Origin of the sequence: Staphylococcus simulans (assembly GCF_002902285.1) — a bacterium.
Lineage (GTDB): Bacteria > Bacillota > Bacilli > Staphylococcales > Staphylococcaceae > Staphylococcus > Staphylococcus simulans.
On the sequence record NZ_PPRU01000010.1, the window covers coordinates 1 to 22,143 of the forward strand.

Consider the following 22,143-nt stretch of genomic DNA (forward strand, 5'->3'; position numbering starts at 1 on the left):
CAGTATAGGATAGTTGTAAAGTCCGTTTAAATACATAGTAAATATATCGTATATATAAGAAAGGGTCAATGGCGGTTTTTAACTGTTTCTTTAAAAATACTGTGAACAAAACAAAAAAATCCAACCCGAATTATCGGATTGGATTTGAATAGTGTTTAATTTACATACCGAATAAACGTGCGAAGAAACCTTTTTTCTCTTCTTTCTTATGATGTGAAACAGTAGGTTCATGTTGATTGTCAATCGGTATTTCTGGTTCAGGTGTTGTTGAATTTGGTGTACCTTGAACTTCTGTCTCAGGTGTTTCATTTTCTGATTTAGTTGTTTCAGATGCATCAACTGCTGGTTGTTCTGCAGTACTTTCAGATTTAACTGGTTCTGTTTGTGTCGGTTGTTCAGTTTCAGCTGATGCTGTGGCACCTTTATAATCAGAAAGCGGTGTTTCTGTAGTTTTTTGAGTTTGTTCTTCTGAAGATGTTGTTTCAGATTTAACTTCTTCCGTTGAAGGTTTAGTTTCTTTGACTTCAGCAGTCTTAGCCACTTGTTCCTCTGCTTTAGGTTCAGTTTTAGTTTCAACAGTAGGTTGTGGTTGTGCTAAAACTTTTTCAGTATGAGATTTCATGGCTTCAGTGTTATCTTGAACTGCTTTTGCTTGATCTTTTTGTGCTGTTTCAATCGCTTTAAGTGTTTTTTCGTGTTGATCAAGCTTATCTGTCATTTGTTGTTGTAAAGTTTGTAAATCTTTTTGTTGTTGGTGCACTTGAGAAATCATTTGGCCTAGCATTTGACGTTCTTCACGCATCTTAGTGATGTCGTTATGTAAGTCACTTAATAATTTTGCGAAGTTTTGATCGCTAGGAAGTTGATTTTGATCATCCTCTTTAACAACAATTTGTAAGAAATCATTTTCTTTCTCTAATTCTTCGAAAGCTAAGTCGTAACTATTTGTTTGCTTAACTTTATCCGCAATCTCTCTGAATAACTCGATGTCTTCTTCTTGGAAGTCAGTTGCTTCACGACCACGGTATTCTGTTTTCTTTAAATGGTAACCGCGTTCTTCTAAATGTTGTACGATTTTACGTACTTGTTTCTCACTTAATTCGACGCGTTGGGCGAATTCTTTTGTTAGCATCTGATCTATATCCTTTCACTCTATGATTTTAAGTGGGACGTATGTCTTACGTCACACAAACGTTAGTCTAACCTCTATGTTAGTTTAACCCGATTTCCTTTTGATTTCAAGGGTTCTCACGATTTTCGAAGATCCATTTGTTCAAGTAGCGGATAAACGGTTTTGCGTGAAAGGTGATTTGCGAAAACATATTTTAAAATATAACAAGATTTAACACTAGTACCGTAAATGTCTTTAGTCAACGGAATGCGTGTGTGCAAGAATAATTTCAATGGAATTGGTTCGCCGCCTGGCTCTATAGCAGGACGAATATAATCGATTTCTCTTTGTTCTTCAAAGCCATGTTCTTTTAAGAAAAGGTGACGTTGCATAAGCAGATCTGCATCAGGTTCATCTAAAGAATCCGGAATCGGTAATGCTTCCATCATAAAGAAATTCACATCGCGGTCATGCACACGGTTGGCTAGATTATCCAATCCTTCTTGGAGCTTCTCTAATGTTTCAGTTAAATAACGTTCTCTTTCTGGTGTGTCTACAGCAACTAGATACATAATAAATGCTGCATTTGTAGTAGCTTCGTAGTGGCCCGTGGCAAAACTGACAACTTCATCGTTATCTAAACCGACTAAGAAGACGTAATCATTTTGGGTGCGTTTATTTTCAAGTGATTGTTTGAATACATGGTGTTTTTGTGACACATTTCCGAATTGATAGTTATCAAAGAGATTTAAAGCTGCCTCATACAATGGATCGGATGTTTGTTTCACTAATTTAAAGTCCATAGCGCTGCCCTCCCATTTTTCTTTTGATTATAGCATATTGATACACTGGGCTTATATGTAAATAAAAAATAATCAGCAGACTAAGCTGCTGATTATCATGAATGCAAATTAAATTTCATATTCTTTATCGTGTTTATCTTTTTTTGTTTCGTATTCGTCTTTGAACTCTTTTCGGCTGATATCATGTTTATCAGCAAGCACAACGATATTACCATTAAGTAATTCGCGTTTTAGAATTTGACGTTCTGTGTCTGATAAGTCGTATTGTAATAAGACTGCTTGTTCACCGTCTTCCCCAGTTAGAAGGCGAGCAATTCTGTCACTGAACGTTCCGCTTGTAGATTGCACTGTCATGTCCGTGCTTGCTATACTGCCAAGGTTTAATTTGTTTTTGCTGATAACTGAAATCTCGTCTTTGGTATACCCCTCATCTAATCTGCGTTTTAAAGTATCAAAAATTTCGTCTTGTGATGTAAGTACAGTAATGTTTGCCATGTTAAAGCTCCCCCTCTGTGAAATATGTTTAATGTTATAATGTATACCCTTTTTTTATATAATTGAACCATCTAAATTATACTATTATACGGCTAAGCTATCAAATAAATATAAGAAAATTCACACTATTATCAAGGGAAGGACATATTTTCTTCGATGCACAATTAGATTTTATGGAAATATGATGAATTAAGTTTCAGTTATTGAAATAAAGCCTGAAATTTGATATTATCATTAAATAATTTACCTTACTCATATAATCTAGAGAATTAGGCTTTAGAAGTTTCTACCATGTCGCCTTAACGACATGACTATGAGTCACTGATACAATACAACACAATGGTGCTTTCAAAACAAACGGGTAGACACGTGTTCATTCTACAATATAAGTTGAGGACTATTTGGGAGATGGGACTTATATTTTAGTGTTCACAAACATCGAGCGATTAAGTTTTGAAACGCGGAGAACAATAACAGCTTCTCAAACCGTCATTTATAAGTTGCTTTGGCAACACGCTTGAAGGGGTTGAACTTGCGTTAACCACAGAAGGCGTCAACAAGAATGGTCTTATATCTAATAAATATAAGATGATTTAAATTGACCTCCTGACTCCAAAGTGAACTTCATATTGATAATGATGTGTATTGCCTGTGCCACTCATAGATCCTGAAACTCATAGAGTAGTTTGGGATTTTTTTTATACACAAATTTAGGAGGTTTGTTGGCGTGGAAGCGTTGAAAAAGAAGGTTAAAGAAGACGGCGTCGTCATTGGCGAAAAAATCTTGAAGGTAGATGGGTTTTTAAACCATCAAATTGATGCAGTGTTAATGTATGACATTGGCGAAACATTTTATGAACAGTTTAAAGATCAAGGCATCACTAAAATCTTAACTGTTGAAGCATCAGGCATTGCGCCAGCTATTATGGCAGCATATCGTTTTGAAGTACCATGTCTCTTTGCGAAGAAGGCTAAGCCAAGTACTTTGGCAGATGGATTTTATCAGACAGATATTCATTCGTTTACGAAAAACAAGACGAATCGTGTCATTATCTCTGAAGAATTTTTAGGAGAAAATGATCGTGTATTGATTATCGATGACTTTTTAGCGAATGGAGATGCGGCACTTGGTTTGAATCGTTTAGTTGAACAAGCAGGTGCAGAAACAGTCGGTATCGGTATTGTCGTGGAAAAAAGTTTCCAACAAGGCCGTAAACGATTAGAAGAAGCTGGCTTAAAAGTTTCTTCGCTTTGCCAAGTCGCATCGCTTCAAGGCAACCAAGTAACTTTAGTAGGTGAAGGTGAAGAGAACGCATGAAGAATTTCATCTTGAGTCTACAACATTTACTTGCAATGTATGCAGGTGCTATACTTGTTCCAATTATCGTCGGGACGAGTTTGAAATTCACACCAGAACAAATTGCGTACCTTGTAACAGTCGATATCTTCATGTGTGGGGTAGCCACATTTTTAGAAGCGAATAGAGTAACAGGTACAGGTTTGCCGATTGTTTTAGGATGTACCTTTACTGCGGTTGCACCGATGATATTAATCGGCCAGACCAAAGGTTTGGACGTATTATACGGGTCACTCTTTGTATCAGGGATTTTAGTGGTCTTAATTGCACCTGTCTTTTCTTACGTTGTTAAATTCTTCCCACCTGTCGTAACAGGTAGTGTGGTAACGATCATCGGGATTAATTTAATGCCGGTTGCTATGAACTATGTAGCAGGTGGACAAGGGGCAAAAGACTACGGTGATATGAAAAATATCATTTTAGGTTTTTCAACGTTGTTGATTATCTTGCTTTTACAACGTTTTACACATGGTTTCTTAAAGTCTATTGCAATCTTAATCGGGTTGATTGCAGGAACTTTGCTCGCTGGTGCTTTTGGTGTTGTCGACTTGAATCAAGTTGGAACAGCACATTGGTTCGAGTTCCCGAAACCATTCAGATTCTCAGGCTTTGCGTTTGATATCGGTGCGATTTTAGTATTCTTTATCGTCGCATTAGTCAGCTTGATTGAATCAACAGGTGTATACACAGCGTTAAGTAAAATCACAGGAAGAACTTTGACGCGTAACGACTACCGCAAAGGTTACACTGCGGAAGGGCTTGCGATTGTGATTGGTTCTATCTTCAACGCATTTCCATATACTGCATATTCTCAAAATGTCGGTTTGGTTTCACTTTCTGGCGTGAAAAAGAATAATGTCATCTATGGAATGGTCATCTTACTCTTAATTTGCGGTTGTATTCCAAAGTTAGGCGCGTTAGCAAATATTATTCCATTACCTGTACTCGGCGGGGCGATGATCGCGATGTTCGGTATGGTAATGGCTTATGGTGTCAGTATCTTAGGCAGTATCGATTTCAAGAAGCAGAATAACTTGTTAGTTATTGCTGTGGCTGTCGGTTTAGGAACAGGTATCAGTGCTGTTCCGGAAGCATTTAAAGCAATGGGCGAACAATTCGCTTGGTTAACACAAAATGGAATTGTACTAGGTGCTATCTCAGCAATCGTACTTAATTTCTTTTTTAACGGCTTAAAGTATCAACAAAACGAAGAAAATGTGAAATAATGTAATTAAAACAAATAATGGAGGCTGTATTCAATGTGGGAAAATAAATTTGCTAAAGAATCTTTGACGTTCGATGATGTACTGTTAATTCCAGCGGAGTCTGATGTATTACCTAAGGAAGTAGATTTAAGTGTTGAGTTATCAGACAGAATCAAATTGAAAATTCCAGTTATCTCAGCTGGTATGGACACTGTAACTGAGTCAAAAATGGCAATTGCTATGGCAAGACAAGGCGGTCTTGGTGTCGTTCATAAAAACATGAACATCGAAGATCAAGCTGATGAAGTACAAAAAGTTAAACGTTCTGAAAATGGTGTTATTTCTAATCCATTTTACTTAACACCAGAAGAAAAAGTTTATGAAGCTGAAGCCTTAATGGGTAAATACCGCATTTCAGGTGTACCGATCGTAGACAATAAAGAAGACCGCAACCTCGTTGGTATTCTCACAAACCGTGACTTACGTTTTATTGAAGATTTCTCAATCAGAATTTCAGATGTCATGACAAAAGAAGACTTAATCACAGCTCCAGTCGGCACAACTTTAGACGAAGCAGAAAAAATCTTACAAAAACACAAAATCGAAAAATTACCATTAACTGAAAATGGTAAATTAGAAGGACTTATCACTATCAAAGATATTGAGAAAGTTCACGAATATCCAAACGCTGCTAAAGACGCACAAGGCCGTTTATTATGTGCAGCAGCTATCGGTATTTCTAAAGATACTGACATCCGCGCAGAGAAATTGGTTGAAGCAGGTGTTGATGCATTAGTTATCGATACTGCACACGGTCACTCACAAGGTGTTATCGACCAAGTTAAACACATTAAAGCTAAATATCCAGAAGTAACAGTTATCGCTGGTAACGTTGCGACAGGCGAAGCTACAAAAGCATTATTTGAAGCTGGCGCAGATGTTGTTAAAGTAGGTATCGGACCTGGTTCTATTTGTACAACTCGTATTGTTGCGGGTGTAGGTGTACCTCAAATTACTGCAGTGTATGACTGTGCAACTGAAGCACGTAAACACGGCAAAGCGATTATCGCTGACGGCGGTATCAAATACTCTGGTGATGTTGTAAAAGCATTAGCAGCTGGTGGACACGCAGTAATGTTAGGCAGCTTGCTTGCGGGTACTGAAGAAAGCCCAGGAGAAACTGAAATCTTCCAAGGTAGACAATATAAAACTTACCGTGGTATGGGTTCATTAGGTGCAATGGAAAGTGGTTCAAATGATCGTTACTTCCAAGAAGATAAAACACCTAAAAAATACGTTCCAGAAGGTATTGAAGGCCGTATCGCATATAAAGGTTTATTACAAGACAACATCTATCAATTGATGGGTGGCGTGAGAAGCGGTATGGGTTATACAGGCTCTCACAACTTGAAAGAATTACGTGAAGAAGCAATGTTTACACGTATGGGACCTGCTGGTTTAGCAGAAAGCCACCCACACAATATCCAAATCACAAAAGAATCACCAAACTACTCAAGATAAAAGGAGAAACTGATTTATGGAAATGGCGAAAGAACAAGAGTTAATTCTTGTATTAGACTTTGGTAGCCAATACAACCAATTAATTACACGTCGTATTCGTGAAATGGGTGTGTACAGTGAGTTGCACGACCATGAAATTTCAATTGAAGAAATTAAAAATATGAATCCAAAAGGTATTATATTATCAGGCGGACCAAACTCAGTTTATGAAGAAGGTTCTTACACAATTGATCCTGAAATCTTCAATTTAGGCGTACCTGTACTTGGTATTTGTTATGGTATGCAGTTAACAACAAAATTATTAGGTGGAAAAGTTGAGCGTGCGAATGAACGTGAATATGGTAAAGCAATTATCCACGCAAAATCTGATGAAATCTTCTTCGGTTTACCAGAAGAACAAACAGTATGGATGAGCCACTCAGATAAAGTGATTGAAATTCCAGAAGGCTTTGAATCTATCGCAGATAGTCCAAGCACGCCTTACGCAGCAATCGAAGATAAAGAACGTCGTATCTACGGTGTTCAATTCCACCCAGAAGTGCGTCATACTGAGTATGGTAATGACATTTTACGTAACTTTGTGCGTCGTGTATGTGATTGTACAGGCGAATGGACAATGGAAAACTTCATTGAAGTCGAAATTGAAAAAATCCGTGAAAAAGTTGGAGACCGTAAAGTGCTTTGCGCAATGAGCGGCGGTGTAGACTCTTCAGTTGTTGCAGTGCTCTTGCATAAAGCAATCGGCGATCAATTAACTTGTATCTTCGTAGACCACGGTTTACTTCGTAAAGGCGAAGGCGACATGGTTATGGAACAATTCGGTGAAGGTTTCAACATGAACATCATCCGTGTGAATGCGAAAGATCGCTTCATGGATAAATTAAAAGGTGTGTCTGACCCTGAACAAAAACGTAAAATCATCGGTAACGAATTCGTATATGTCTTCGACGATGAAGCATCAAAACTAAAAGGTGTAGACTTCCTTGCTCAAGGTACGCTTTACACTGACGTCATTGAATCAGGTACAAAAACAGCACAAACAATCAAATCTCACCATAACGTAGGTGGATTACCTGAAGACATGCAATTTGAATTGATTGAACCTATCAATACATTATTCAAAGACGAAGTACGTGCTTTAGGTATCGAACTTGGTATTCCTGAACACTTAGTTTGGAGACAACCATTCCCAGGTCCAGGACTTGGTATCCGTGTTCTAGGTGAAATTACTGAAGAAAAATTAGAAATCGTCCGCGAATCAGACGCTATCTTAAGAGAAGTGATTCGTGAAGAAGGTTTAGAGCGTGAAATCTGGCAATACTTCACAGTACTTCCAGGCATGCGTTCAGTAGGTGTAATGGGCGATTACCGTACGTATGACTATACAATCGGTATCCGTGCCGTAACTTCAATTGATGGTATGACAAGTGACTTTGCGCGAATCGACTGGGAAGTCTTACAAAAGATTTCAAGTCGTATCGTTAACGAAGTAGATCACGTCAACAGAGTAGTCTATGACATTACTTCTAAGCCACCAAGCACAATCGAATGGGAGTAACCAGTCTGAATATATAAAACGAAAACCCTTTAACCGCAATGGTTAGAGGGTTTTTTAAGAATACTTTACTTTTAAAATCAACACGAATTCTCAAAAGTGAACGTGTATATTATAATTTAGGTAACAAATATGATGCTAACATGATAAACACCGAGCCCGATAACTATTCGCAGTAGTTACCGGGCTTTATTTAGGTGTATTGGCTATGCCGTTGCTTTTTAATTCGATTATTTAGCCAATAGGAAAATAACGTGATTGTTACTCTTGGAGGTCAAGTAAATACATATGGATTGGATGTAAGCAGTCTAACCCCTTTTAACAGTGATAGTTAGAGTTTTTTCATTGCCTTATAGACAAATATAAAAGGAAAAATGGCTTAAAGCAATTTGAGTGTTTGATAACCTTAAGCTCTTTTTAAGCAAACTTCTCTTTATTCAGGTATAATTATTATACTTAAATAAAGAGAGGTACATTATGAACTTTCATCAATCAACAATCAAACATGTTAATCGAATCGAAATAAATGTTGCAGATATAAAACGCCAAACCGATTTTTACAATCACATACTGGGTCTTAAAGTTATCTCATCCACACCGACACAAACAGTTTTAGCAGTAGGTACGGATGGTCATGAAGTTGTCTTAAAACAACTAGATAATGGACGCTTTGCGAGTAAGACAGAAGCAGGATTATTCCATATCGCGTTTCTATTAAGTGATGTTAAGCAACTTGGAGCGCTCATTAAACATCTTTCAGATGAAAAGATACCGATTGCTGGGGGAGATCATCTCGTCAGCGAAGCGATTTATTTTAATGACTTAGAAGGTAATGGTATAGAAGTTTATACCGATCGTCCATTTGAGTTATGGCAATGGCAAAATGAACTAGTAGTAATGGATACGTTACAACTAGAAGTCACACGTATTTTAACTGAAGCAAAAGGTGCAAAATGGGAAGGTATGCCTGCAGATGCGAAAATAGGACACCTTCATTTAAAAACGCATGATTTAAGTGCCTCAAGTGAATTCTATCTACAATTAGGATTTCAAGTTGCGTCTGCATTACCACAAGCATTATTTTTATCTGATCAAAAATATCATCACCATATAGCTATTAACACTTGGCAGTCGAACCAACCGCTAAAAGATGCTGAAAAGACATATGGATTGACTGCATTTAATATTGTAGACGCCAAAAAAGGCATAGAAAAATATAAAACACCTGAAGGATTAAATTTAAGTATCCAAGCATAATCAAATGAATCAAATGAATCAAATGAATAAAATTAGAAACCTCTTAAAATGGAGGTGCCTCCTAATTGATTTTGAGAATTTTAACAACCACTGAAGGTTAGAGTAACTCTATGAAAAATAATGATGTTTTTGGACTTTTGTTATAATCGCGCTATGGATTAAGTGTTCATTTTTATGAATGCGTGAGCTATGGTGCGATTTTTCTTTATAATTCATAGACAATCAACCGTTAAGGTCAGTAAAGCATTGAGAAAAGCGTAAAATCACATATCAATAAAAAAGTTTTGAATACATTATGTTATATCTGTTATGTTCATGAATTATTATTATAAATGCGGTTATATTATGTATGTCGATGTTTTTAAATCGTAGTTAATAACTAGGATTAGGGAGTTGTTTTGAAATTTCGTGAATAAGTACTTTATAAAAATTATTAGAAAATTCATACTATAATGAAAATAACATTTGCTTTCGTGTGCTAAAAGGTATAAGCTTGAATGAACACATGTAAAAAGGGGCTGTGCAAAATAGATATATTAATCGGTACAGGTTTATTGTTACTTATTTTAGTATTTTTCACTGTGTTCACGTATTATGCGCCAGATGGGCGTGCAGTCATGGGGGCTTTAGCAACAGCAGCAATTGCAACATTCTTAGTTGAGGCGCTGCAAGGGTTTGTATTGGGAGATATTTTCGATATTAAGTTTTTAAAGGAAACGGGTAGTCTAGCTGGGACATTGAGTGGGGTCATTGTCGCATTCCTAGTCGCATTATCGAGAAAGATCAATCCACAAAACTCAGCGTTGCTTGCGGTCGCATTTGCGGAAATCGGGCTGATTCCTGCATTGTTTGCGGCTTATCTGATGTCGTTTGTGATTCGCTTTATTGAAAAGAAAATTACAAACGGTATGGACTTTATTATCGTAGTATTATTCTGTATTCCAGTTGGACGATTGTTAGGGGTTTGGTTCACGCCACTAGTCGATGGTTCATTATTGAAAATCGGCGGTATTATCGATGTGGCGATGAATACAAGTCCATTGCTGATGGGTCTGATTCTTGGTGGTATTGTGACAGTTGTTGGAACATCACCACTAAGTTCTATGGCATTAACAGCAATGTTAGGCTTAACAGGTGTACCAATGGCAGTTGCGGCGTTAACAGCGTTTGCGTCTAGCTTTATGAATACAACGTTACTACATCGTTTGAAAATCGGTAACTTGAAATCAGTTATTTCTATTGCGATTGAGCCACTGTCAAAAGCAGACTTAGTGTCTTCTAATCCAGTGCCAATCTATGTGACGAACTTTATCGGTGGAGGACTAGCTGGTATGGTCATTGCTTACTCGGGGTTAGTCAATGATGCGCCAGGTACAGCAGCACCGACACCAGGTATTCTCGTTATGTTTGGTTTCAACCCAGCACTCGACGTATTAAAATACGCAGCCATCGCAGCTGCAATTTGTTTCATTGTCGGTTGGGTAATGTCATATGTATTTAGAAACTATCCAATCCGTAACAGTGAAGTGACGGGTTATAAATCTAAAATCATAGAAAACAAAGCTAATCCAACAGTGAATGAAGCATAGAAATAAAGAAACAACACACTAAAGGGACATACCTGATGTGTGTTGTTTTTTAGTGCCAAAAATGGCACGAACTATTAAGCTTTAATAGAACAATACGCCTATTCCAATTCCAATGAGTACGATTGCCCATGAAGGTAGTTTGAAATAAGCTAATAAGACAAATAATATCGTTGCGAATGTAAAATCTAAAGGTTGTTTAACCGTAGAAGTCCAAATAGGTTGGTAGAAAGCCGAGATTAAAATACCAACCACACCTGCGCTGATCCCTTTCAAAAAGCCTCTGGCATAAAGGTTGGACTTAAAACTATCCCAAAATGGCAAGACACCAAACAACAGTAAAAAGGCAGGTAAAAAGATTGCGAATGTCGCAAGCAACCCTCCTATTACGCCTCCGATATTTGTGCCGATATAAGACGCAAAAGTGAATAATGGGCCAGGCACAGCTTGTGCTGCCGCATAACCTGTAATGAACTGATCAGAAGAAATCAATCCTTGCGGTACAAACTCCTTTTCTAACAGTGGCAACACGACGTGGCCGCCCCCAAAAACAAGTGAACCAGAACGATAGAAACTGTCGAACATTTTAATCCATATATTTTGAGTGGTTGCGCTTAAGATAGGCAATACAACAAGCAAAGAAACAAATAACGATAAAGAGATAATCCCTAATCTTTTAGGTAAATAGAACGCTTTAGAATCAGCGTCTGGCGTTGATGTAGGTTTAAGGAATAAGACACCATATAAGCCAGTTATAGCCAGCGCAACCACTTGAATATAAATACTATTGATCAATAATGAGAGTGCTAACACAAACATAGCCAATGCGATGGTTGTTTTCGTATTGGTTAATTTTTTGCCCATACCAATAATTGCTTGTGCCACAATTGCGACAGCAACAAGTTTCAATCCTTGCATCCAAGTAAATGTGGTACCGTTATTTACAAATAAAGCTGAAAATAACATTAAAACAATCACTGAAGGCATAGTGAATCCTAGAAATGCGAGAATACCACCGAATACACCACCTCTGATGGTACCTATACCGATACCAACTTGACTGCTGGCAGGGCCTGGAAGAAATTGGCATAACGCGACTAAGTCAGAGTACTCTCTTTCATCCAACCATTTTCTTTTCTTCACATATTCATCATAAAAATAACCTAAATGCGCTGTAGGTCCACCAAAGGACATCAAACCAAGTTTTAAAGCTACAATAAAAATGGTGAAATAATGAGACATAGGCAACTCCTTATATAAATTAGCATCAACTTATAGATTTTGCGTTAGTCTTCATTATATTTCGAAATGCGTAAAGGTGATGTATGGATTTTGTAAAGTTTATGAATGACATGTATTTGAGTTTTATGATCAATTCTATAGTATCTCTATATCAAAAGGATACTAAGAAGGGTTGTTCGTCTTCTGTTAAACATAAACGAATGCGTTCTGTGAAGTTCCCCCAAGTGACCTTTTGCATGACTTCTTCATAAGTAAAGAATCCAACTTCTAAACTTTCATCGCTAGTCGTAAGTGTGCCGTCAATGTAGATTCCTTTAAATAAATGATTGATGATACTGTGTTCAGTATTTTGAAAGACACCACAGTATGTCGTGAGTTTGATGTTGACGCCGGCTTCTTCTTTCACTTCACGAATGACACCCTCTCGAATGGTTTCACCATTTTCAATTTGCCCGCCAGGAATTTCCCAGCCACGCAAAGGACTTTTGATTAAAAGTATTTTATTCTCATCATTTGTGACCACACATGAAGCGGAAACAATATGTTTTGGGGTCATCTTAATCCTCCTAGAGTTGTGTTATTGAATGATACTCGTTAAAAGTGAACAGCTAGTGTCTAAAAATATGTAAAAAATAATTTATAGTTAATAATTAGTTAATTCAATTGTAGTGTATGTCTGTTTTATAATAAAAGTATGTAAATTAAAGGAGACAACAACAATGAACTTTAAACAATTTTTACTGACAGGCCTCGCAAGTGTATTACTTGGATCAGCAGGTGCACATGTATTTTCATATCAAGCAGAAGCTGCCCAATTCGGCGCACACGAATTTCGTGATTACAGTGTACAACCTAAAGAAAACTTGAAAAACCTATTGAACGCGAGTCACTATTATAAAGACATGGCGAAAGAATCAGGTGCTACATTCTACCAGAATAAATTAAACCAAGCGATTTATTTTGCTAAGAAACAACAAAAGTCTAATAATGATTCACAAGTTGTGACAGCAATTAATCAACTTTCAGCTATCTATAATGAGGTATTTCAATTGCATTTGCAAACTGAAAAAGGCAGTGCCGACATCTTAAGCAAAAAAGCAGAACTACAAAACCTAATTGTAAAGGCAAACCATTTATTAACTGAAAGTCATCTTTCAATGAATCAAGATGAAGCACAGCTAAAACAAACTGTTGCGCAAGCACAAGCTGTATTAAACCAAACAGCACCAGACTTTGAATTAGTGAATGCGATTAACGCAGTTCAACAACACATTCAAAATGTAGAGTCATATCAGGCATTTGTAGCACATCATTAATAAAGATATAAGCGATAGAACACAGTAATCTCTATAGGGTTGCTGTGTTTTTTATGTTCAGTTTTTTGACTGAGGGGTATATAGGTAAACATAACTACACATATGAGAGACAACATCCAAGGGGGGAATGTTATGTCTAAGGCATTATCGATTATTGTTCCTGTATATAATAAATCTCAGTTTTTACAACAATGTGTATCATCTATTGATGAGTTAAAGTTGAATCATGATGAGATAGAAGCCATCTTTGTTGACGATGTTTCAACAGATGACTCATTGGAACAATTAAAACAGTTTGAACAAACGCGTGATTACATGCGTGTTATAGAGTTAGAAGCAAACAGCGGTAGTCCAGCTAAGCCAAGAAATGTGGGGGTGGAAGCGGCTGAAGGCACTTATATTACGTTCTTAGATGCAGATGACTGGTTAGATACAGAAGGTTTTCCGAAGTTGCTTGACCAAGCTTTAACTACAGAGAGTGATATAGTGTTCGGTCAAAGTTTAAAACATAAAGACCAGTCTGTGAGCCAAATTGCACGCTTTAGTGCTTATACAAAAGAAGAAGGACTTGTGCCTTACGAAATTGATAAAATCTTTCGTGCCGTCGGTCCACCTGGAAAAATAATAAAACAATCAGTGATTCAAGATCATCATCTTTATTTTGAACCGATGAAATACGGAGAAGATAAGTTATTCTTTACTGAAGTAATTGCGCACGCTAAAACTGCCGCTATGAATGATATCGTGGTCTATCATGTGAATCGATATGGTGCGAATCAATCATTGGTCAGTGAAACAGATATTTTTGAAAAAACAGCTTTTAATTTAGAAGTGTTAAAGCAGTTATTAGATTTAGACATCCCGGAGACTGCACGCAAACATGCGATCAGTCGAATAGTAGAAATGGATTATTTATCACGCTTATTCATGAATCGTCGCTTCTTAAAAAGCGCAGAGAAAAATAAATTCTATGAAGCTTTTGATCAGTTAGTTTCAACTTTAGACCAACATGACTTAGATATTAAAGATTACTTGACTGAACCGAAATATGAAAAAGTATGTGAATGCTTATTAAATAGCGATAAAGAAAAAGTAGAAGCGTTGATTACTTTATTAAGCGAAGGTATACGAGCGCCACATTATATTGCAGACGGATTAGTATATTATCATTTGCCGGAAGACTTGCACACCGTTGAACCCTTATACGAACCCTTCTATGCGGTCTATAGCGGCACACATCTTAAAGATAATCACTTCTATGAGGTTATTACGCTATATAAAGAGGATTCAACAGAAGTCGACGCAGTGCATTTGGTGAAGCTTTCTGATGAATCCGTGACGCAGGAAGTAATGTTTGAGCAGCAAGACAATCAACTCTGGATACCTTCAGATGCATTAAACGTAGATTTCGATTTTAATCTGCAAGTTATTTATGATCACTACAAACCATTTTTAGTACACATGATGTTGCCAAGCATTACGGAAAATCATGCTTTAAAACGTCAAGGTCAGAAAGTAGAATTCGTTTCAACACAACAAGAACAAGCATCATCAGCTGAACCTAATGAGGTGGATACTACAAAGTATTATGCAGAAAACCCAGGGAAAGTATGGGCGATTAAGAAGTTTAAAGTGTATGGTGATACTGAATTTACACAAGAACAAGCTCAATCTATGGAAGTCGGTGAGGTGTTTAATGTATCAGAGATACAGTATTCTAAAAAAGGGACACCGCGATTAGTATTAGAGGATGGGAACGTGATTACTGCGAATAAAAAGTTTGTCGAACAGTTAGACAGTAATCTGTCTGAACATTATATTGTAGACTGGCCAATCACGATTCAAGTCATTAAAAAGTGTAAAGCTTATGAAGATCGTAACTTTAAAACTGAAGCAGAATTCCAACCGAAGTTAAATGACACGATAGAAATAGATAAAATTGTGTGTTCTTCTAAAGGGACACCGCGCTTAAAAACAAAAGCGGGTTATTTTATCACCGCAAATCGAGATTTTGTGCAGGTTGTAAAGTAAGAAGGGATGAAAATCTCTTCTTCTTTTTGTTTGGATAACGTGGTAATGCGTTAAAGTATCATTAAATATTTTAAAGAAATCGGTTGTGAATAGTATAAAATAACGTATATTGCTAGAAGGTTATTAAGTTTGTGAAATTATTATAAATATTGTTGACAGGGGATAGAGAAAACGGTAAGATTCAATACATAATTATTTTCTGACAATTCGAATATCATTGTATCAATTTGAATTGTAGGGTGCTATATCTATATACTATGAGGGGAGAGTATTTTATTGACTTCTAAAATTACTTATACAGACTTCACCTCAGACCCTTTTGAATCATTAGATGTTTCAGATGAAACAAAAGGTGCGTATCATGTTCTGAAATGGGCATATGATACTTACGGAGATGAAATTGTATATGCTTGCAGTTTCGGAGCAGAGGGCATCGTTCTGATTAACTTAATTTCGCAAGTGAAACCAGACGCACGTATCGTCTTTTTAGACACGGGTCTCCATTTCGATGAAACGTACGATTTAATCGACCGTGTTAAAGCAAAATATCCTAAATTGAACATTGTTATGAAGAAGCCAGATTTAACACTTGATCAACAAGCTCAAGAATATGGCGGTAATCTTTGGCGTAGAGATCCAAACCAATGTTGTTATATCCGTAAAGTTAAACCGCTTGAAGAAGTATTAACTGGCCAAACAGCTTGGGTATCAGGATTGAGACGTGAACAATCTCCAACAAGACGCAACACAAACTTTGTGAATAAAGACGACCGTTTTGAATCTATTAAAGTTTGTCCGTTAATCCATTGGACTTGGGATGATGTATGGGATTATATTAAATCGAATGATTTACCTTATAATGCTTTACATGATCAGAACTATCCAAGCATCGGATGCGCACCATGTACTTCACCTGTTTTTGAAGGCGGCGACTCTAGAGAAGGCAGATGGCAAAACAACATGAAAACTGAATGTGGTTTGCACATCGGACGTAAATCTTAATTTGAAAGTTACAATTAATTTTTTTGTATATAATTCCTAGTGGATATGTTGGAATTTTGAAAGCACAATGACTATACTTGAATTAAGTGTAGATATTTTTTTAGTTTCAATTCCTACTAAAAAACTAAGGATAAAATCTATCATATGGGGGGAAGACACTTGAATTTATCAGCAACAAATAGTCCGTTCAACGATGAACAGGCACAACTCATTAATCAAGCGTTATCAACATTATCAAATGACCAGAAGCTCTGGCTTAGCGGTTATTTAACGGCACATCTCCAAGATGGCACAGCAACACAAGCACCTGCTTCTAGCGCAGCAGCAACGCAGGCGCCAGCAGCACCAGCGCAACAACAAGCTGTAGAACCACGCAAAGTCACTGTATTATTTGGTTCTGAATCTGGTAACGCGCAGTGGGTGGCAGAATTACTCGAAAGTAAATTAAAAGAAAACGATTTTGATGCCACATTAACTGAAATGGACCAATATAAAACGAAAGATTTAAAAAATGTTGAAGACCTACTTATCGTAACGTCAACACATGGTGAAGGCGATCCACCGGATAACGCATTATCTTTCTATGAATTCTTATACGGACGTAAAGCACCTAAATTAGAAGGCGCACGCTTCTCAGTACTTGCTTTAGGTGACCAATCTTATGAGTTCTTCTGTCAAACGGGTAAAGACTTTGATGCACGCTTAGAAGAGTTAGGCGCTGACCGTATTTTACCGCGTGTCGATTGTGATATTGACTTCGAAGAACTCGCTAATGAATGGATTGAAAACATTATTAATGAGTTAGGTGATCAAGAAGTAAAGCAAGTGGTTCAAGAGGCACAAGATGCACCTGTTGAAGATGCTTCTGGACCCATTTACTCAAGAACATTTCCTTACGAAGCAGAAGTCTTAGAAAATATTAATTTAACTGGTCGTGGTTCTGATAAAGAAGTTCGCCACCTTGAATTATCATTAGAAGGTTATGGCGATGACTACGCACCAGGCGATTCCATTAATATCTTACCTGAAAATGACCCAGAACTTGTGGATGAAATTATCGATATGCAAGATTGGGTGGCAGAAAAAGATATTACTGTGAATACACAAGGTGACAAAATGTCGCTAGAAGAAGCATTGACGTCATACTTTGAAATCACAAAATTAACGAAACCATTAATCGAAAGTGCAGCACAGCTCTTTGATAATGAAGACTTATTAGATAGAGCCTCTGATAGTGAATGGGTGAAAGATTATATCTACGGTCGTGACTTAATAGACTTATTGAATGATTTCCCTACAGAGTCACTACAACCGAACCAATTACATCAAGTCTTAAGAAAAATCCCTGCACGCAGTTACTCTATTTCAAGCAGTCATAAAGCAAATGAAGATGAAGTACACATTACAGTATGTGCAGTACGTTATGAAGCACATAATCGTAAACGCTCAGGTGTCTGCAGTGTACAACTCGCAGAACGTGTAGAGCCGGGCGATAAATTAAAAGTATACTTGAAGAAAAATCCTAACTTTAAATTCCCATTCGATGAGAACACACCAGTCATCATGATTGGACCAGGTACAGGTATCGCTCCATTCCGCAGTGTCTTACAAGAACGAGAAGAATTGGATTTAACAGGTAACACATGGTTGTTCTTTGGTAACCCACACTTTACAACAGACTTCTTATACCAAACCGAAATTCAAGATTGGTTGAAGAGCGGTGTGTTAGAAAAAGTAGATTTAGCCTTTTCACGTGATCAAGAAGAAAAACGTTATGTTCAGCATTTAATCGATGAAAACAGTGCAGAATTTTATGAATGGTTAAGAAATGGCGCAGCAATTTATGTCTGCGGCGATGAAAAACACATGGCGAAAGATGTACATCAAGCCATCATTCATGTATTGGAAAAAGAAGGCGGCTTATCTGAAGAAGAATCAGAAGAGTACCTATCAGAATTGAAAAAAGAAAAACGCTATCAACGTGACGTGTATTAATTTTTGAGGAGGCAAATTATGGCTGAGAATAACAATGATTTATATAAAGGCTTAGATGATTTAGAACGTAATAAAGGCGAAAGCAATTATTTGCGCGGTACCATTGCACAGGGTTTAAAAGACCCTGTGACTGGTGCAATCGCTGATGATGATACCAAGTTATTAAAATTCCACGGCAGCTATATGCAAGATGACCGTGACTTACGTCAAGAACGACGCAAACAAAAATTAGAACCTCTCTACGCATTTATGATTCGTGTACGTATCCCTGGAGGCCGTGTTTCCAAGGATCAATGGTTGAAGCTAGATCAATTGGCAGATGATTATGCAGGTGAACAAATTCGTTTAACCACACGTCAAACTGTACAGTATCATGGGATTTTAAAACGCAACTTAAAAAAATCAATGCAAGCGATTAACGCAGCTGTACTTGATTCAATCGCAGCGTGCGGTGACGTCAATCGTAATGTCATGTGCAACCCTAATCCCTACCAATCTGATGTGTATAGTGAAATAAATGATTATGCGGATAAAATCAGCGGACATTTATTACCGAAGACGACAGCGTACCATGAAATTTGGTTAGACGGTGAAAAAATCATCGATTCTAAACAAGAAGATCATGAACCTATGTACGGTAAAACATACTTGCCGCGTAAATTTAAAATCGGTATTGCGTTACCACCTTCTAACGATATTGATGTCTATTCACAAGACATCGGCTTAATCGGTATCGTTGAAAATGATGAATTAACCGGCTTTACAGTAACTGTCGGCGGCGGTATGGGCAGTAAGCATGATGATTTAAGAACACATCCTCAAGTCGGTAAAGTATTAGGTTATATTCCTAAAGAAACAGCACCGGAAGTTTGTGAGAAAATCTTAACGATTCAACGTGATTTCGGTGACCGTGCAGACCGTCAACAAGCGCGTTTCAAATATACAGTGGAACGTAAAGGCGTGGATTGGATTCGTGAAGAATTAAATCGTCGTTTAGGCTGGGAAATCGAAGATGCGAAACCATTTGAATTTGACAGTAACGGTGACCGTTTAGGTTGGGTTGAAGGTTCAGGTAAGTATCACTATACATTATTCATTCAAAATGGTCGTATTAAAGATACAGAAGACTTTAAGTTGAAAACAGCGATTAAGAAATTAGCGCAAACACATAAAGGTGAAATTCGCATGACACCGAACCAAAACCTGATTTTTGCGAATGTTGAGAAAGAAGATAAAGCCGCTATTGATGCGATTATCGAAGAGTATGGTTTAACAGACGGCAAAAATTACAGTGGTTTACGTCGTAACTCTATGGCTTGTGTGGCCTTTCCGACTTGCGGGCTTGCGATGGCAGAGTCAGAACGTTATTTACCTTCTTTAGTGACTAAAATTGAAGACATTTTAGATGAATTTGGTTTACGAGAAGAAGAAATTACGATTCGTATGACAGGTTGCCCGAACGGCTGTGCACGTCCTGCATTAGCTGAAATTGCTTTTATTGGTAAAGCACCTGGTAAATATAATTTCTATTTAGGCGGTAGCTTTATCGGTGAACGTTTGAATAAATTATATAAAGAAAATATCGGAGAAGCGGAAATTTTAGAAAGCTTACGTCCAATTTTAGAACAATACAGTAAAGAGCGTGAAACAGGGGAACACTTCGGTGACTTTGTAGTACGTAAAGGTATTGTAGAAAAAGTTACAGATGGTCGTGACTTCAGATAAGCAGTAAGCATTACCTCAGAAAGTGACGTATCTACGCACTTGGATACGTCCTTTCTCCAGTAATGCCCAACATCTATTTAAATAAAACAAAGAGGTGATCGAATGGGAAAAGTATATATCGTAGGCGCAGGTCCCGGAGATCCGGATTTAATCACAGTAAAAGGTGTCAAAGCTATAGAACAAGCTAATGTGATTCTATATGATCGCCTCGTTAATAAGGCCTTATTGCAATATGCAAAGCCGAATACAAGATTGATTTATTGTGGGAAAGACCCGAGTGGTTTATCAATTCCTCAAGTAGAAATCAATGCATTAATGGTGAGTTTCGCACGTAAAGGTCTTACTGTAACAAGATTAAAAGGCGGAGATCCTTTCTTGTTCGGTAGAGGTGGAGAAGAAGCGGAAGTTCTGGCAGAACATCACATCGCTTTTGAAATTGTACCTGGTATTACCTCAGGTATCGCCGCACCTGCTTATGCAGGTATCCCAGTTACACATCGAGACTATAGTTCTTCTGTCGCATTTGTGACAGGTGTTAATAAAGAGAAAACGTTAAAAGAAGATTATTGGAAACATTTAGCATTAGGTCCTGAAACACTGTGTATTTACATGGGTGTCAGCAGGTTGCCTGAAATCTGTCGTTTGTTAGTGCAACATGGCAGACCGAAAGATACACCTGCCGCATTGGTTTATCAAGGAACAAGCGGAGTTCAACAAACTGCAGTCGGTACTTTAGAAACCATTGTTGATGTCGCAAAAGATTTTAAAAATCCATCAATGATTGTAATCGGTGAAGTCGTACAATTACGTGAGAAAATCAGCTGGTTTGAATCTGTTTCAGCCCAAGCAGCAGCGCATCAATAAATGTGTCATACCGGCAAGGAAGGCATATTAAGTTCATTTTTTTAACTTTAATTCCTTGTAAACTGATAAGAATAGTATCGTCTATGTACTACACAACATAAAAAATATGAAAATTCTAACAATCAAAACTTGATTATTGAAAGAAAGGAGCAAAGACAATGAAAAAACTATTAATTATTGCCTTCGTAGGGTTTTTTGCACAATTGGTTGACGGTTCCCTCGGCATGGGCTTCGGCGTAACATCATCATCGATTTTGTTATCGCTTGGTTTAGCACCAGCCATTGTATCAGCGACAATCCATTTTTCTGAAATTGCGACAACAGCAGCATCAGGTGTTTCGCACATGTCATTCTCTAACGCAGATAAGCGTTTAATACTGAAATTAGCGGTGCCGGGATCGATGGCAGCTTTCATTGGTGCAGCGGCAGTCAGCCATCTGCATGCAGGTTTAGTTAAGCCTGTCGTTGCTTTGTTCCTGATTACCATCGGTATTTATATTTTAGTTCAATTTGCGTTTAAACGCGGACAAACTAAAAAGCTGACAAGAGGGTCAGAGTTGAGTAATAAATTTATGTTTCCGCTTGGTGCGACTGCTGGATTTTTAACAGCTATCGGTGGAGGCGGCTGGGGACCAGTCAATACTTCTGCATTACTTGCACGTCGTGATATCAATGTTCGTCATGTTATCGGCAGTGTATCTATCAGTGAGTTTTTCGTAACGATTGCAGCGTCTATCAGTTTCTTGATTTTCTTACCTCTTCATTTAATTAATTGGGGATTGGTTCTGGCATTAAGTGTCGGCGGCGTTGCGGCTGCACCATTTGCGGCATGGCTCGTTAAGATTATCCCAGTGAATGTCTTAGGTATTTTTGTGGGTGGTTTGATTATCTTTACCAACAGCAATACTTTGTTGAACGCATTTGGTGCACCGGGTGAAGCGATTGCTTTCGTAAGAGTCGCAGTGGTTATTGGTTGGTTTGCATTATTGTTTGTCATTTTGCGCAAAGAAGGTAAATTATCGAACTTTTTTCACAAAAAAGAAGCAAATAAAGTAGGAAGAGTAAAACAATAAGAGGA

The 22,143-nt window shown here is 37.6% G+C and carries 18 protein-coding genes and 1 riboswitch; of the genes, 13 read left to right on the plus strand and 5 right to left on the minus strand.

All coding sequences use genetic code 11. The features are described from left to right. Positions 1 to 160 precede the first annotated feature (160 nt). The 3 genes from CD112_RS02315 to CD112_RS02325 form a co-directional block, all read right to left on the minus strand. Positions 161 to 1,132 (minus strand): hypothetical protein, encoded by a 972-nt coding sequence (locus CD112_RS02315; RefSeq protein WP_103363778.1) that lies wholly within the window; start codon positions 1,130 to 1,132, stop codon positions 161 to 163. 116 nt (positions 1,133 to 1,248) lie between these two features. Further along, on the minus strand, positions 1,249 to 1,914 hold the full coding sequence (locus CD112_RS02320; protein WP_002480338.1) for a hypothetical protein: 666 nt from the start codon (positions 1,912 to 1,914) through the stop codon (positions 1,249 to 1,251). 108 nt (positions 1,915 to 2,022) lie between these two features. Then, positions 2,023 to 2,409 (minus strand): general stress protein, encoded by a 387-nt coding sequence (locus CD112_RS02325; RefSeq protein WP_002480339.1) that lies wholly within the window; start codon positions 2,407 to 2,409, stop codon positions 2,023 to 2,025. A 232-nt stretch (positions 2,410 to 2,641) separates the two neighbouring features. Continuing rightward, positions 2,642 to 2,743, plus strand: a riboswitch (purine riboswitch). Between the two features lie 393 nt (positions 2,744 to 3,136). Here CD112_RS02325 and xpt point away from each other — a divergent pair. The 6 genes from xpt (at position 3,137) to CD112_RS02355 (ending at position 10,893) form a co-directional block, all read left to right on the plus strand. Continuing rightward, positions 3,137 to 3,727, plus strand: a complete 591-nt coding sequence (gene xpt, locus CD112_RS02330; protein ID WP_002480340.1) for a xanthine phosphoribosyltransferase — start codon at positions 3,137 to 3,139, stop codon at positions 3,725 to 3,727. Then, the gene (pbuX, locus tag CD112_RS02335; protein WP_002480341.1) at positions 3,724 to 4,992 is read left to right on the plus strand and encodes a xanthine permease PbuX; all 1,269 of its coding nucleotides are present in this window, start codon (positions 3,724 to 3,726) and stop codon (positions 4,990 to 4,992) included. The genes xpt and pbuX overlap by 4 nt, the downstream gene beginning before the upstream one ends. Positions 4,993 to 5,025: 33 nt before the next feature. Then, positions 5,026 to 6,492 carry an IMP dehydrogenase gene (gene guaB, locus CD112_RS02340; RefSeq protein WP_002480342.1) on the plus strand — a complete coding sequence of 489 codons (1,467 nt, stop codon included), beginning with the start codon at positions 5,026 to 5,028 and terminating at the stop codon, positions 6,490 to 6,492. Between the two features lie 16 nt (positions 6,493 to 6,508). Beyond that, on the plus strand, positions 6,509 to 8,050 hold the full coding sequence (guaA, locus tag CD112_RS02345; protein ID WP_002480343.1) for a glutamine-hydrolyzing GMP synthase: 1,542 nt from the start codon (positions 6,509 to 6,511) through the stop codon (positions 8,048 to 8,050). Between the two features lie 474 nt (positions 8,051 to 8,524). Next, a complete protein-coding gene (locus CD112_RS02350; RefSeq protein ID WP_103363779.1) occupies positions 8,525 to 9,304 on the plus strand; it encodes a VOC family protein in 780 nt (259 codons plus the stop codon). A gap of 527 nt (positions 9,305 to 9,831) precedes the next feature. Beyond that, positions 9,832 to 10,893 (plus strand): PTS sugar transporter subunit IIC, encoded by a 1,062-nt coding sequence (locus CD112_RS02355; protein ID WP_031262374.1) that lies wholly within the window; start codon positions 9,832 to 9,834, stop codon positions 10,891 to 10,893. Positions 10,894 to 10,974: 81 nt separating this feature from the next. Here CD112_RS02355 and chrA read toward each other — a convergent pair whose 3' ends face one another. Next, entirely contained in the window at positions 10,975 to 12,132 is a 1,158-nt protein-coding gene (gene chrA, locus CD112_RS02360; protein ID WP_103363780.1) for a chromate efflux transporter, read from the minus strand. A 151-nt stretch (positions 12,133 to 12,283) separates the two neighbouring features. Next, complete coding sequence (locus CD112_RS02365; RefSeq protein WP_103363781.1) at positions 12,284 to 12,688, minus strand: NUDIX hydrolase; 405 nt, start codon at positions 12,686 to 12,688, stop codon at positions 12,284 to 12,286. Positions 12,689 to 12,851: 163 nt separating this feature from the next. Between CD112_RS02365 and CD112_RS02370 the strand changes: the two genes are divergently transcribed. From CD112_RS02370 to CD112_RS02400, 7 genes are all read left to right on the plus strand, one after another. Further along, complete coding sequence (locus tag CD112_RS02370; RefSeq protein WP_103363782.1) at positions 12,852 to 13,448, plus strand: complement inhibitor SCIN family protein; 597 nt, start codon at positions 12,852 to 12,854, stop codon at positions 13,446 to 13,448. Between the two features lie 132 nt (positions 13,449 to 13,580). Next, on the plus strand, positions 13,581 to 15,479 hold the full coding sequence (locus CD112_RS02375) for a glycosyltransferase family 2 protein (protein ID WP_103363783.1): 1,899 nt from the start codon (positions 13,581 to 13,583) through the stop codon (positions 15,477 to 15,479). 276 nt (positions 15,480 to 15,755) lie between these two features. Continuing rightward, positions 15,756 to 16,481, plus strand: coding sequence for a phosphoadenylyl-sulfate reductase (locus tag CD112_RS02380; protein WP_002480350.1), 726 nt, complete (start codon positions 15,756 to 15,758; stop codon positions 16,479 to 16,481). A gap of 159 nt (positions 16,482 to 16,640) precedes the next feature. After that, entirely contained in the window at positions 16,641 to 18,476 is a 1,836-nt protein-coding gene (locus CD112_RS02385; protein WP_037556148.1) for an assimilatory sulfite reductase (NADPH) flavoprotein subunit, read from the plus strand. An 18-nt stretch (positions 18,477 to 18,494) separates the two neighbouring features. Beyond that, on the plus strand, positions 18,495 to 20,201 hold the full coding sequence (locus CD112_RS02390; protein WP_103363784.1) for an NADPH-dependent assimilatory sulfite reductase hemoprotein subunit: 1,707 nt from the start codon (positions 18,495 to 18,497) through the stop codon (positions 20,199 to 20,201). Positions 20,202 to 20,303: 102 nt separating this feature from the next. Next, positions 20,304 to 21,065 carry a uroporphyrinogen-III C-methyltransferase gene (gene cobA, locus CD112_RS02395; RefSeq protein ID WP_002480353.1) on the plus strand — a complete coding sequence of 254 codons (762 nt, stop codon included), beginning with the start codon at positions 20,304 to 20,306 and terminating at the stop codon, positions 21,063 to 21,065. Between the two features lie 158 nt (positions 21,066 to 21,223). Next, the gene (locus tag CD112_RS02400) at positions 21,224 to 22,138 is read left to right on the plus strand and encodes a sulfite exporter TauE/SafE family protein (RefSeq protein ID WP_002480354.1); all 915 of its coding nucleotides are present in this window, start codon (positions 21,224 to 21,226) and stop codon (positions 22,136 to 22,138) included. Positions 22,139 to 22,143 lie beyond the last annotated feature (5 nt).